General features: G+C 62.8%; 11 protein-coding genes. All 11 read left to right on the forward strand.

Annotation, left to right across the window (positions count from 1 at the left end; all coding sequences use genetic code 11):
• Positions 1-8 precede the first annotated feature (8 nt).
• The gene (locus tag AC4D6D_RS06040; RefSeq protein WP_491326904.1) at positions 9-2,969 is read left to right on the forward strand and encodes a tail fiber/spike domain-containing protein; all 2,961 of its coding nucleotides are present in this window, start codon (positions 9-11) and stop codon (positions 2,967-2,969) included.
• 12 nt (positions 2,970-2,981) lie between these two features.
• Positions 2,982-3,353, forward strand: a complete 372-nt coding sequence (locus AC4D6D_RS06045; protein WP_491326905.1) for a hypothetical protein — start codon at positions 2,982-2,984, stop codon at positions 3,351-3,353.
• Positions 3,354-3,427: 74 nt separating this feature from the next.
• On the forward strand, positions 3,428-3,721 hold the full coding sequence (locus tag AC4D6D_RS06050; RefSeq protein WP_491326906.1) for a hypothetical protein: 294 nt from the start codon (positions 3,428-3,430) through the stop codon (positions 3,719-3,721).
• A gap of 70 nt (positions 3,722-3,791) precedes the next feature.
• On the forward strand, positions 3,792-6,698 hold the full coding sequence (locus tag AC4D6D_RS06055) for a Calx-beta domain-containing protein (protein ID WP_491326907.1): 2,907 nt from the start codon (positions 3,792-3,794) through the stop codon (positions 6,696-6,698).
• 14 nt (positions 6,699-6,712) lie between these two features.
• On the forward strand, positions 6,713-7,063 hold the full coding sequence (locus AC4D6D_RS06060) for a hypothetical protein (protein ID WP_491326908.1): 351 nt from the start codon (positions 6,713-6,715) through the stop codon (positions 7,061-7,063).
• Positions 7,063-8,799, forward strand: a complete 1,737-nt coding sequence (locus AC4D6D_RS06065) for a hypothetical protein (RefSeq protein ID WP_491326909.1) — start codon at positions 7,063-7,065, stop codon at positions 8,797-8,799. The genes AC4D6D_RS06060 and AC4D6D_RS06065 overlap by 1 nt, the downstream gene beginning before the upstream one ends.
• Before the next feature lies 1 nt (position 8,800).
• Complete coding sequence (locus tag AC4D6D_RS06070; RefSeq protein WP_491326910.1) at positions 8,801-9,361, forward strand: hypothetical protein; 561 nt, start codon at positions 8,801-8,803, stop codon at positions 9,359-9,361.
• A gap of 33 nt (positions 9,362-9,394) precedes the next feature.
• Positions 9,395-9,856 carry a hypothetical protein gene (locus AC4D6D_RS06075; protein WP_491326911.1) on the forward strand — a complete coding sequence of 154 codons (462 nt, stop codon included), beginning with the start codon at positions 9,395-9,397 and terminating at the stop codon, positions 9,854-9,856.
• Between the two features lie 2 nt (positions 9,857-9,858).
• Positions 9,859-11,160 (forward strand): tail fiber domain-containing protein, encoded by a 1,302-nt coding sequence (locus tag AC4D6D_RS06080; protein ID WP_491326912.1) that lies wholly within the window; start codon positions 9,859-9,861, stop codon positions 11,158-11,160.
• Positions 11,160-12,173 (forward strand): hypothetical protein, encoded by a 1,014-nt coding sequence (locus AC4D6D_RS06085; RefSeq protein WP_491326913.1) that lies wholly within the window; start codon positions 11,160-11,162, stop codon positions 12,171-12,173. Before AC4D6D_RS06080 ends, AC4D6D_RS06085 begins: the two co-directional genes overlap by 1 nt.
• Before the next feature lie 7 nt (positions 12,174-12,180).
• A complete protein-coding gene (locus AC4D6D_RS06090; RefSeq protein ID WP_491326914.1) occupies positions 12,181-13,374 on the forward strand; it encodes a hypothetical protein in 1,194 nt (397 codons plus the stop codon).
• Positions 13,375-13,390 lie beyond the last annotated feature (16 nt).

Genomic DNA, 13,390 nt, shown 5'->3' on the forward strand with positions numbered 1-13,390 from the left:
GAAAATCTATGTCTCAAAACTTAACCGGCTCTACTACTGCGCTGTTTGTTGTCAAATTGTCAGCGCCCGTTGCTGAACCGGTAACTGTGGCTTGGCAGACGGAAGATGGCAGCGCCCGCGCTGGTATCGACTATCAGGCCGCAGCTGGCACCATCGTGTTCGCCCCGGGCGAGACGCAGAAGGGCATCGACGTTGTTGTGTTGGGCCGCGAAGATGGCTCCACCGGCGACGGCCTGACCTTCTATGTTCGCGTGAAGCCGCCGGTGAACGCCGTGCTGCTGGATGAGCTGAACGAGTGCCGCATCACCGTTGAAACGGACGACGGCGTTGTTACCACTTCGCTGGTGGTCGCAACCGGCCCACGCGGCAAGAAAGGCGATCCGGGCCTGTCTGCCTACGAGCTGGCGAAGAGCCAAGGCTATCAGGGCAGCTTGACCGACTGGCTGGGCGCGGCTGGCGTGCAGGCGGTTGTCATGGCTTCACAGGCCGCCGCGAACGCTGAAGAGCAGCTCGATCGCTCATTCCGCTTTGCGCCGGGTAACAAGGTTCCCGAGTTGCCTCCGATCGAGCAGATGGAGGGCAAGGTAGTCGTAATTCAAAACGGCCGGCCGATGGGTATGGAGGCAAGCAACAACGATGCGCTGGGCCTCGCGACCAACCTTGGCAAGGCTACCGGCTCCGCAATGGTGGGCCATACCGACAAGCTCGACGGCAAGGCCAAGACCGTTGCCGAAACCCTCGACAACACCGCAGACGCCCTGAACGCGACCCTGCAAGCGGCTGGCACCTTCGAGGCTGGCGTGCAGGAGCTGGCACGCTCCAATCAGGTTGTCTGGGACGAAAGCACCCAATCATATTTCTACTGGACGGGCGCTTTCCCTAAAGCGGTTCCGGCCGGTTCTTCCCCTACCAGCGCTGGCGGTACCGGCGCGGGCAAATGGATGTCGGTAGGCAGTGAGGTGCTGCGCGCTGCGCTCTCCCACGCAACCGGCCTTAGCCAGATCGGCGGCTTCGAGAGCTTTGCGGACCTTCGCGGTACCCAGCCTGCCTATGACGGCCAGATCGTCCAGCTCATCAGCTGGAACGAAGGCCAATACGCGGGCGGCGACCGCTTTGTTGGCCGTCTCACCAAGCTGGCCGACGACGGCGGCATGGTGGCCTCTGCTGGTGGCAACTGGCACTGGAAGCGCCTGAAGGACATGCACGAGCTGGACGTGCTCGACTTCGGCGCGGTGATGGATGGCAAGACCGATGACATGCCCGCGGTTAAAGCGATGTACGCATCAACCCGCGCGATCGCAGTCGCCAACCCTGTAGGCATCCGCCTGCCAGCTGGTGAAATCGGCCTGTCCGGCACGCTGGACCTGTCCGCAGCGGCCGAGCAACCCATGTTCCGCCTGAAAGGCCCGGACATTGATTTCGGTGTGGTACCGCTGACGAAGATCCGCCCGCTCGATACCACCAGCACCGTGCCGCTGTTCCAGCTGAACGCGCGCCGTCTGGAAGTGACCGGCCTTCACATCGACACCGGCAGCAATCTCGCCAACACCAAGCCGTTCCTCAAGAACGTGTGTGGTCGCGGTGAGTACGTGCGCGTGAAGTGTATGCGCGTGAACAACTCCGCAGGCCTGACCTTCAGCCTGCTGGACACCATCGACACCAAGTTCGAGCAAATCTACTGCTACGGCATTTCCGCTGGCTTCCTCCAGACCGGCTGGACCAACGGCGAGCCGGGCGCGTGGGACCATCCGACCGCTATCGAGATTGCCAACGCCAACTTCTCCGGCACCAAGAACGTGGAGCCGCTGCGCATGGTCCGCGCCGCGCAGTCGCTGATGCGCAACGTGTGGTTCTCTGAAAACGACTACTCGTTCGACATTTCGCAGGGCGGCTGGGTGCTCGATACCGTCATCCAAGAGGCCAGCAAATACCCGGCCAAGACCAAGTACGCGAAGATGATCCGCATCAACTGCCGCTTTGCGCAGGGCGCGGGCCTTGATGACGAGGGCACCACCTTTGACCCGGCCATGGACCAAGGCAAGCCGATCCCGTCGTGGGTTACGAACGCGATGGATCAGGGCGTCATCAAGATTAGCGAGTTGGGTAGCTCCTTCACCGGCCTGTCTACCGCCTTCAACTACTCGGACACCGTGCTGACCAACACCACCGGCGCGGCCAAGTGGGTAGAGATTGGCCGTGTGACCTTGCAGGAACGCGGACGCACCTGCCGCATGAGACTGCTGGGCACCTCAGGCTGGGACAACGCAGCGGGCAATCTGCCGGTGCCGGGCGCTACTGCCTTCGGCGGCGGTGAGGCGGAAATCTTCATTGAAGCCAAGAACACCGCATCAGCGGACACCTCCGCTATCGAGCTGCACTGGTTCGGCACCGGCGCTTGCCCGATCTCCGATGTGAAGTACGTGCGCAGCTGGTCGAACTACACCGTGTACGTGAAGATGGCCCCGTACTGCGTCACGGCCGCGCTGTTCATCGACAGCAACGGCAAGCCACGCGAAACCACCGGCGCGCCGTTCTATACCCGCATCACCAATGCCGACGTCGCAGACATCAACGCGGTGGCAGGCATCAAGACGGCCGCCTCGCGCTGGAACATCAGCCGTGGCGACTACAACAACAACGGCCTTGGCATGGACCTCGATAACGGCGAGCTGCTGATTTACACCAAGGCCAAGGCGACCACCGGCGCGGCCACGTTCATCCCGGTCATGCTGAACGGCGAGCAGTATTACCTTCAGGCGACGGACAAATTCGCGACCCGTACCCCGTATTACAACTTCGCTGATCTGCCACGCCCGCAGGATTACGTGTATTGTCAGGTGCTATGCCCGAACACGGCAAAAAGCCCATCAATGCAGATGCTTTATTCCAACGGCTACCGCTGGATTTACGCCTCTGACCCGGGCACCGCTGTTGCGCAGATCGCAGATGGCGCGGCGCTCATCCACTAACAGGAACAGATAATGACTATCTCAATTCATCAGGCGCTCAACACCTCGACCCAGTTTGGCGACTTCGGCGTCAGCTCCGGCGCAGTCGAGCAAAGCCAAGAGGTGAGCTATACCGTTCGCCGGATCGAGGACTTCGACAACAAGATGGCTACGGCCGTCTTTTCGGTGGTGATCGGTGAGCTGGCCGTGGCGGAGCCTTACCGCTTCATGTTTGCCTATTCGGGCGAGGGCAACCCGTTCGAGCAGGCCGAACCGGCGCTGAAAGCGTTCTTGGAAAAGCAGGCCAAAGAGGCCGCGATGCAGGGCGTTGAAGTGACCGAAAAACAGGCGGCGGAAACGTCTGAACCCGCGTCCGAAGCCGCGCCTGAAGTGTTGTCAAATTAGTAATGCAGGTTCGCAAATAGCAACATATAATCAATCGGCCGGGGTGGTCCCGGCCCTCTAATGGAGAAAGGAAAATGGTTGCAGCAGTTAACGTAACAGTGAGCGCGATTGACGACATCCCAGCTGGTGATCTGCAAGGCGTCCTGAACCAGATTTACGGCAAAGCGCAGTACGCTGCGAACACCGTAGGCGCGGTACAGGGCACCGCTCAGTGGGCAGCTGACACCGCTGGCGCGCTGTCTGGTACCGTTCAATATGCCGCCGATAAGGCCGGTTTCTTGGACTACCATCTGCGCCAGATCGCAGCTGCGGTTGGTTACACCGTCCCAGCTGAAGACGCGGCCGCTAAAGAAGCGCCAGCGTCGTAATCGGTAGTCGTTCCCCTTTCAGGCAACACCACAAGCCCCCGTTTGGGGGCTTTTTTCTATCGGAGCACTTATGGCACGTAATGCAGTCTTTACGGTCACGCTCTCTGAACCTTCCGCGAAGCAGGTAACAGTTGATTACCGCACGGTCGATTTCACAGCCACAGCGCCGGAAGACTTCACCGCGCTATCTGGCCGCCTGATTTTCGAGCCGGGAGAAGTGAGCAAGACCGTATCAGTACCCGTCAATGACAACATCGCCGGTGAACCCGCCGAGCGGTTCATTCTCACGCTATTCAACCCCCAGAACGCCGACGTGGCGCGCATTGATGGCTATTGCGACATCCCCGCTGGTGGCAACGCCGAGGGCGAAACCGGCAACGGCCCGCTGGTGCTCGCAGGCCTCATCACTAACTCGTTCCACAACGAAATGGGGCGAGGGGGCTACTTCCACGCCTATTCCGGCACCTCCGAAGGCCAGAGCATCGGGATCGAGGGATCCTTGCTGGCCGCGCGCCTGCTGGCGACCGGCACCGAGGAAGAGACGAAGGCGGCCGCATGGTACCGCCAGAACGGCCTCAACATGCTGGATGCCATGGGCAACGGCTCGCCAAACGGCCCCATGCTGCGCCAGCCGATCCCGTCTGACGTGAACACCATCACCCTGTTGCACTGGCTGTTCGCGGCGCGCGGCGATTTCCAGTCGCAGACCATCCACTACGATACGAAGGCGTCACCGGTTGGTGGCAAGCTGACGATCGCGGCCAAGGACGTGTTTCGCGTCTGGATGGTTTACCCGGCCACCAGCTACCTGCTGTACAACTCGCCGTTCTCCCCGACTTACGACAACACCGCACCGGCCGGTGACACCTCCGTGCGCCTCACAGAGGCCAACTGGACCAACAAGGACGGCCAGCTGGTGATCACCTTGCCCGCCGGTGCCGACAACACCGTGCCGAGCTGGAATGTCGTCTACGGCACGCAAAACGGCCAGATCATCAAGCAGGGCCAAGCCTATGAGGCCTATCCGGACTGGACGGTCATCGAGCCGAGCTATTCCGCGTGCGCGCCTGATACCTTCCGCTGGTTCGAGTACGCGATGTCGCTGGCGATCAGCGCCGATACGCGCGGCGGCAAGGCGGCCGACTGGAGCAAGCTGCGCGCGGCCATGCGCCGTACAGCCGTTCGCGGCCAGTCGATCACCGACCTTCGCGAAATCATCAAGCCAATGCCCCAGTTCGACGCGATCCCCCTGCGCGGTGAGCCGTCCGGCATGTTTTGTTGGTCCGACCATCCCGACGCCCAGCCGCCAAGCGCAGAGCAGCAGGCCAAGGGCGCTAACTCGGAATGGATCGGCTATAACTTCTGGACCCGCGTGGGCGGTACCGGCGGTGCAACGCGCCCGGGCGAGTTCGCTTGGTCGCCTGAGGTAATCGGGCAGGCGTCCCCAGCTGGTGACGTGTTCAACGGCGGCTTGCGTGCCGTGGTACCGGCCGTAACGGACGGCAAAGGCAGACGACAGGTGCAGATCGGGCGCGGGTTTAACGACTCGTGGCGCGTGAAGACGGCCTATCAGGATGCCGACCAGTTCATGTTTCTGGCGATCTCCCTGAAGGCGCAGCGCATTCTGAACAAGCTGGTGGGCAAGCTCTACGTCTACGCCTCTTCCACCAAGTTCTATGACGGCCAGACCCGCTGGTATGCCGACGTCACCGACTATGCCGCGCTGAAGTCGGACGGCTCCCTTTGCTATCTCCTGATCCCGCGCACGGACTTCAAGCGCAAGGACAGCGACAACGCCGTGCTGCCCGCCGGTACCACGTTCGAGAGCTTCGGTATCTCCAGTGACCTCTCACTGGGCTACGAAATGACGATCGTTGCCATGCGGCTGGTGGGTGGCGCCAGCGAGGCGGCCGTTAAAGCCGACATGGCCCGGGCGGTGGCGGGCGCGCCCATGCCGTTCTTCCCCGGCGCGATGCCCTTCGCCATCAACGCGGACACCGCCAAACAGCAGTTTGTGGGCTGGAACGGTTCGCCCTTCCACGGCTACCAGCTGCCGGACTTCTGGTACTTCATCAACGATGACGCCCAAGCCGTTCACCCCGGGCTGAAGGCCGACCGTCTGCCGGTGGCCGGAGCTGACGGGGCACTGAGCTACCCCATCAAGGGCACCACCTACCTGAACACCGTCAAGACACCGGCGGCCATGCTGTGCGAGCAGCAATTGCTGTTCCTGAAGGCGGCGGCCGACAAGTGGGTAGCGGACGGCGGCACCCGGGGCGGCTTCGCTCACACCTTCGTGCTGAACACCCCGGCGCGCCAGAGCATCGGCAACCCGACCCCGCACACTTGGGTGTACACGAACGACGATCCCAACACCCGCTGGGCTGGCTACATGCTGCGCGTCGTGGAGAGCTGCGCGCGGCTGGTTCACCTGTCCAAATCGCTCCCCGCGTTCGAGGACGCCAACCAGCTGGCGCTGACGCTCGCCACCGATAGCGTGGCCCTCATCAACGGGATTTGGCCGGACCTGAACGGGCAGCGCGTCGTGACCGCCGGTAAGGAAACGATGGTCTACGGTTTTGCCACCGACTTTGACGATCCCCGCAAAGGCCCACCAGCTCGCCTCTATGAGGAACCGCATTCCGCCGCGCTGCTGCTGCGCGCCTGCATGTGGCTGAAGCTCTCCGGCAAACTGTCCGCTGCGCAGGCTATGATTGTGAACAGCGTGGGCAAGCGCTGCTGGGACTATCTGGAGCTGGTTTACCGCCGCGACGAGGGCGACGCCATGCGCTTCACTTGGGCGACCAAGAACGCGACCACCGAGCAAAACTGGTTCGGCTTCTGGCATTTTGAGATCGTCGCCTCGCTCTCCTACCTGCTTCAGAACCCCGGCGGCCTGCCGGACGGCGTAGACGCGGCCACCATGCGCAAGCGGCTGGTGGAAACCCAATCATGGCTTGAGAAAAACGTGAGGTAACAATGACTGTCCTATTGAAAAACAACGCCCGCAGCACGCTCGCGACCGCCATTTCATCGGTGGATACGCTGATCCGCGTGCGCGTGGGGCACGGCGATATGTTCCCCAAACCCGCCACCGAGGAAGAGTGGTTCCCGCTCGCGATCGAGGACGAGAGCGGAAACATCGAGATTGTCCGGGCCTTCGCCCGCAATGGCGATGCCGTCTCCGTCCAGCGTGCGGCCGAGGGCACACAGGCCCGCTCTTTCATCGCCGGTGTGGCCGTCGAGCTGCGTCTGACCGCTGGCGCGCTGGCTGACCTGAACGGGAAGGGCGCAGCCTCCAAGGTGCTCGTGTCCGTCCATGACGCGAATCTGGAGGGCTGATGATTCGAGTTTCATCTTTCGCGGGAGAAATCCCGCGCCTTATCCCCCGCCTGCTGCAAGAGAACTACGCGCAGGTGGCGCAGAACACGAAGCTGGAGAACGGCGCGCTGTTGCCTATCAGGCGCGGCCGGTTCGTCACCACAATGCCGACCGACTGCAAGGCGGTCTACAAGGCTGGCGATGACTGGCTGGGCTGGCCGGTGCGCGTCAACGTCGAGCCGGGACCGGTGGCAACCGATCGCCTCTACGTCACCGGCGACGGCAAGCCCAAGCTGCTGGTGGGCGGCCTGACCTACGACCTTGCGGTACCGCGCCCGGCCAACAAGCTGACGGCCACCGTCACCGGCACGCCGAACAATGACCTCTCATCCACGGTGATCTTCTCGTACACCTACGTCACCGAGTTTGACGAAGAGAGCGAACCGGCCGACCTCGCGATCGGCGTGCTGTGGTCGCCGGGCCTGCCGGTCACGCTGTCCGGCTTCCGGTTGCCGGTGGCCGGGCGCGCCATCAACCGCCAGCGCATCTACCGATCGCAGACGTCGAGCCTTGGCGATACCACGCTGTATTTCGTGGCAGAACGGCCGGTCACGGCGGCGAACTTTGCCTATACCGATACCAGCTACCCCATGAGCGAGCCGCTTGCCGCAGGCGACTACAACGCCCCTCCGGACGGCCTCACCGGCCTGACTTCGCTTCCCAACGGCATGATGGCCGCATTCGTCGGCAAGAAGGTCTACTTCAGCGAGCCATACCGCCCGCACGCATGGCCGGAAAAGTACATCCTGACCGTGGATTACAACGTCGTGGGCCTCGCCGCGTTCGGATCCTCGCTGGCCGTGCTCACCGATGGGATGCCCTACGTCATGCAGGGCACCGCGCCCGACAACATGGTTTCGGAGCGTATCGAGGTGAATCTGCCGTGCCTCACCGCCGCTGGCATCGTGGATCTGGGCTATTCGGTGGCCTACCCATCGACCAACGGCCTTGTGACGCTGGGCAGCTCCGGCGCGGCCGTCGCGTCCGGCCAGCTCTTCACGCAGGACCAATGGCAAAGCATGTCGCCCGCCTCGTTCGTGGCCGGGCAGTTCTCCGGCCGGTACATGGCAAGCTATGACTACGTGGACGCGCTGGGCAAGCAGCAGCGCGGGATGCTGATCATCGACCTGTCCGGCTCCCAGCCGTTCCTCGTGCGCGCCAGCGACGACGCCGACGCCATGTTCTACGAGCTGGGCACCGGCAAGCTGTTCATCGTGCGCAACAAGCGCGAGGTGTACGAGTGGGACGCTATCAGCGAGCTGTTCGGGGAGCAGCTTTGGCGCTCGAAGCAGTTCATCCTGCCTACCGAGACAAACTTCGCCGTCATCATGGTGGAAGGCGAGGACGCCTTTACCGCCGACCAGCGCGCCCAGATTCAGGCCAAGAACGCGGCCATTCGTGCCCGCAACCGCGCCCGCATCGAGCAGGGCGAAACCGGCGGGGCAATCAACGACATGGCGCTCAACGCGCTGCCGCTGGCCGGGAGCTTGCTGGAGCCGGTGCAGAGCGACGAACCCACGTTTTCCGCGACCGTTTACGCGGACGGCCGGGCAGTCGCGACCGTGTACCACCTGAACCGCGTGCTGCCGCTGCCGGGCGGCTTCACCGCGCGCCGGTGGGAAATCGAGATCCGGGGCAACCAGATGGTGACAGGCATCAGCATTGGTTACTCCGCAACTGAATTTGCAGGGGGCTGATATGGCGCAGTACCTGACCACCAGCGAGTTCCAGCGCTGGAAAGAGATTATCGAAGTGCTGGCCGGGATGCGCGGCGAGGCAGGAAAGCACGCCCTGAGGCAAGGGACCGTCGCCAACCTGCAAGAGCTGATTTCGGGCCTGCGCACGTCGGCTGGCTCGCTCACCACGTCCCTGAAGGGCATCAGCGATGCGATTTCAGCGGCGGAAGGCTCGATCGTCGGCACGCAGGACAATATCAACGACCTCCAGCAGCACGCCGGGCGGCTGGATAGCGGCCTCTCCGGGCTGTCGCAGGAGCTGCAAACCGCCTTGCAGCAGCTGGGCCAGCTCAACCGCGAGCTGGACGCGGCCGAGCAGAGCATCAACACCACCAAGCAGCAGGCACAGCAGACCGCGAGCGCGCTTCAGGAGATCCGCTTGGGCGCGGTATCGGTCAACGTGCCTACCCAGACCTCCGGCCAGATCTCCGGCGCGCCAACGGCCGCAGACTTCAACAAGCTGGTGGCTGACATTGCCGGTGCGCTGGCCGCGATAGGCCAGTTAAAAAGCGCCGTGGACTGACCTTCTGCCTGTTTATCTGTTGCCGTTTTATCTATGATGTTGTCAGAACGGCAACAGAGCGAAATGGGCATGAATGGTTTGGTTTACACCGAGGAAGATCGCCTAGTGGCGTGGGCTTCCGAGATTATCGGATTTGAACCGCGCGACGACGTAAAGGCGATGGGCTGGCAGGTAGACGGTGCTTTGCGCGCCGTGTGCCTCTGGGACGGCTTCTCAAAGTGTGACTGCAACATCCATGTAGCGAGTGACGGGGGAGCCAATTGGCTCTCTCGTTCCTTTCTGGCCCACGCCTTTCTGCATCCGTTCGTACAGTGGAACATGCGGCGCGTAACCGCCCTCGTTCCCGCAAAAAACGCTGATGCGCTGCGCTTCGACCTGCACCTTGGCTTCACGCAGGAGGGCGTCATCCGTCATGCACTCCCCAACGACGATATAATCCTTCTCGGGATGCTGCGCGAGGACTGCCGCTACATTCCACAGAGATACAGGAGATAACCATGCACGCAGAGATCCCTATGGTTCTCACGGTGCTGGCGGCCTTGTTTCTGCTTTCGCGGCCCCAGTTCCCTCAATTCGCGCTCGCTTTCGCGGGCTTTGATGATTTCCACCAACCACACGAACCCGAGCGCAAGCCTTGGGAAGAGTTCATGCTGTTCAAGAAGGGCAGCTCCAAGGCACCCGCGCCCGATCCCAACATCGGTAAAGCCGCGCTGAAGGAGGCCGAGCTGGGCGAGGAATGGCTCAAGTTCGCCCGGGAGCAGTACGGCGTTGCCAACGACCGGCAGGCCGAGCAGGACAAGATTGCGAACGAAGTCACCAACCAGCAGCTGACCAACTCGCGCACCGCCCAGCAGTGGGCGACCGAGGACCGCGCCCGCTACAAGGACACGTTCCAGCCGCTGCAAGATGACTTCATCAGCACGGCCAAAAACTGGGACAGCAAGGAGCGGCAGGACAAGCTGGCGGCCGAGGCGAAGGCCGACGTCATCAACAATGCTGCACAGCAGCGCGGCGCGTCACAGCGCAACATGGCATCCATGGGCGTCAGCCCTACCAGCGGCCGGTTCGCTGGCGTCGATCGCGCCGGTGAGAACGCCACCACGCTGGCCGCAGCCGGTGCCGAGAACCAGTCACGCAACGCTGTCCGCAAGGAAGGCGTAGCGATGAAGGCCGACGCGGTGAACATGGGCAACGGGCTGGCGGTGAACCCGGCCAACTCGCTGGGCATGTCCACGTCCGGCAGCGCGGCCGCGATGGGTACCACCAGCGGCAACAACGCACAGGCGGCTGGCAACGCGCAGATCATGGGCAACGGCTATCAGGCGGCGATGTCCGGCTATGGCAATCAGGCCTCGATCCTGAACCAGCAGTACAGCAATCAGCTCTCCGCATGGCAGACCCAGCAGCAGGCGAACGCGGCATCGAGCGCGGGCCTGTTCGGCGGGATCGGCAACCTTGCGGGCATGGGCCTGTCTGCGTGGATGTCGTCTTCCAAGGACTTCAAAGAGGACAAGCGCGAAGCGGGCAGCGGCCTCGATGCGATCAACTCGATGCCGGTGGAAGAGTGGAAGTACAAGGACGGTATCGAGGACGGCGGCCAGCACATCGGCGTCTACGCCGAGGACTTCCAGAAGGCGACCGGCAAGGGCGACGGCAAGACGATCCCGGTTGTCGATGCCATGGGCGTGACCATGAAGGCGGTGCAGGAGCTGTCTGCCAAGGTCGATAAGCTCGCCGGTGTGGGCATGTCCCCGCGTACCCGCCCCAAGGCCAAGCCTAAACTGAAGGAGGCCGCCTAATGGCTGACGCAGGGGCAGGACTGGGCGCGTTCGCCGGTGGCATGGCGAACGGCTACAGCATGGCGAACCAGATGCGCGCAACCCGCGAGGAAGAGCGCCGGATCCGCGAAGACAGCGAGCGCCGTCAGGAAGAGGAACGCCGCAAGCGCGAGGAAGAGGCGGCACGACAGCAACAGCAGCAACAGCAGCAGCCCAGCCTTAGCCCAAGCCAAGGCAAATCGCTGTTCGACAAGTTCAGCGGCAGCGGTTCGGCAGCTGGTGGAGAGAATGCCGGTACCGCGTTGTCCGGATCCTCTGCCGCAGCCGGAGAAGGCACCGGCGCTATGGGAATGCCCACCAGCTATACCGCCTACGCGGGCGGCGCTGGTGCGGCTGGCGCTGGCAGCGCTGCCGGTGCCGGTGCCGGGGCTGGCTCGTTCGCTGGCAGTTCGGCGGCCCTGAGCGCTGGCGGCACCGGCGCAATGGGCATGTCCACCGGCTACGGCGCTTACGCGGCTGGTACCGCAGCGAGCAGCGCGGGCGGCATCAGCGCAGGGATGGGCGCTGGAATGGGTACGTCGGTTGGCGCTGGCATGGGCGGAAGTGCGGCAGCTGGTGGGGGCGCGGCGGCCGGTGGCCTGTTCGGCGGCGGTGCCGCTGCCGGTGGTGGTGCCGCAGCTGGCGGCGCGAGTGGATCGACTGCCGCAGCTGGCGGCGTGGCCGCGTCTGGCCCTTGGGGCTGGATCGCCGCTGCCATCGCTTCCAACGAAATCTCTGCACACAACGGCGGGTACCGTCGCAACGGCTGGCAGGGCGCGAAGGATCTGATTGGCGGCAAGGTCATGGAGCAGGACGCTAACCAGCGCTTCTCCAAGTATCTGGGCGGCTATGACGACGACAAAACCGGCCTGATGCACGACGCGGGCGCGTTCCAAGAGTTCAACACGCTCGATTTCAAGAACGGCTCCAAGAAAATCACAAACGGCGGCACCCCTAACCGCATCATTCACGGCATCAAGAAAATCTTCAGTTGAGGTAACAATGGCAAATTTCGGGATCGGATTGGGGGCGTTCCTCAATGGCGTGTCGAACGGCGCGAAAGTTTATTCTGATATTCAGGACAACGTATCGAAGCAGGAGCTGCGCCGCGCGCAGATGGATGATTACCGGCAGGAACGCGCCGATAAGCAGGCATACCGCCAAACCGCGCAGCAGGGCATGGACGAGGCCAAGGCGAACACCGACGGCCAAGTCGATAACGTCATGAACTACTACATGCGCAACACCGCGCCCAAGCTCCAGCAGCACTGGATGGAGACGGGCGACGTCCAGAAGGCCGAGGTATTCGGCAAGTGGATCCAGAGCGAGAACGTGCAGCAGGGGATGCGCTACAGCGCTGGCATGATGCGCGCCGCCTACACCGGTGACGCGGACAGCTTCGCCAAGAACATGGTCGCGGCCTACAACCAACCGGGCTACTTCGATGACGGTTTCGAGGCCACCGGCGCGCAGGTGCTGCGCGATAAGTCGGGCAACGCCTCCGGTATGGAAATCAAGCTCAAGAACCAGAAGACCGGCGAAGAGACGACGCACACCTTCAACAACATGGAGGACGTCTACAAGATGGCGCAGCAATTCAGCTCGCCGGACGCCGTGTTCACGCAAGGCATGAACGAGCTGAAGACCGCGCAGGCCACGCGCGCCGAATTGGCGAAGGAGCAACGGGGCTGGGGGATGAAGGTCGCAGAGAAGCAGCTCGACCACGGCTACCGCGTGCAGGAGAAGTCAACCGACCACAATTTCCGCGTGGCAGAAGACAACAACAACTCGCAGCTGCGACAGGCTGAAGAAAGAGTGAAGGCAGAAACCGGCAGCGGCAGCACCAAGATTCGCGATGCACAGGCCACTATTACGATGCTGCGCGCGAACGGCTGGACTGATGACGACGTGCGCAAGAACATGCCCGCCATCCTTGGCGTTGAGAACCGTACACGCCCAGATAGCTCTCGTGTCGATGATTACGTTAAGATGATGGGCGCCAACGACCCTAAGTTCCTGCGCCTTTCGCAGGATGAGCAGATCAAACAGGCGCGTCAGTACATCAAGAAAGTGGATAGCCTGAACGACACCGGCGGCGGCCAAGGCCTGCCGACCCGCAGCGGCGGCGGGCAACCCCAGCAGGGCGCGGGGATGCCGTTCTACGATCGCAAGACCAACCAAATCATTTACCGTTGAGGACGAAACGTGCCAC

It is taken from the genome of Novosphingobium sp. BF6, from assembly GCF_058273105.1.

What these genes read in the sequence shown, in the direction of transcription:
- AC4D6D_RS06055 (WP_491326907.1), top strand. Translation starts at nt 3,792, where the DNA reads ATGGCACGTAATGCAGTCTTTACGGTCACGCTCTCTGAACCTTCCGCG.
- AC4D6D_RS06050 (WP_491326906.1), top strand. Translation starts at nt 3,428, where the DNA reads ATGGTTGCAGCAGTTAACGTAACAGTGAGCGCGATTGACGACATCCCA.
- AC4D6D_RS06080 (WP_491326912.1), top strand. Translation starts at nt 9,859, where the DNA reads ATGCACGCAGAGATCCCTATGGTTCTCACGGTGCTGGCGGCCTTGTTT.
- AC4D6D_RS06085 (WP_491326913.1), top strand. Translation starts at nt 11,160, where the DNA reads ATGGCTGACGCAGGGGCAGGACTGGGCGCGTTCGCCGGTGGCATGGCG.
- AC4D6D_RS06065 (WP_491326909.1), top strand. Translation starts at nt 7,063, where the DNA reads ATGATTCGAGTTTCATCTTTCGCGGGAGAAATCCCGCGCCTTATCCCC.
- AC4D6D_RS06040 (WP_491326904.1), top strand. Translation starts at nt 9, where the DNA reads ATGTCTCAAAACTTAACCGGCTCTACTACTGCGCTGTTTGTTGTCAAA.
- AC4D6D_RS06075 (WP_491326911.1), top strand. Translation starts at nt 9,395, where the DNA reads ATGATGTTGTCAGAACGGCAACAGAGCGAAATGGGCATGAATGGTTTG.
- AC4D6D_RS06045 (WP_491326905.1), top strand. Translation starts at nt 2,982, where the DNA reads ATGACTATCTCAATTCATCAGGCGCTCAACACCTCGACCCAGTTTGGC.
- AC4D6D_RS06070 (WP_491326910.1), top strand. Translation starts at nt 8,801, where the DNA reads ATGGCGCAGTACCTGACCACCAGCGAGTTCCAGCGCTGGAAAGAGATT.
- AC4D6D_RS06090 (WP_491326914.1), top strand. Translation starts at nt 12,181, where the DNA reads ATGGCAAATTTCGGGATCGGATTGGGGGCGTTCCTCAATGGCGTGTCG.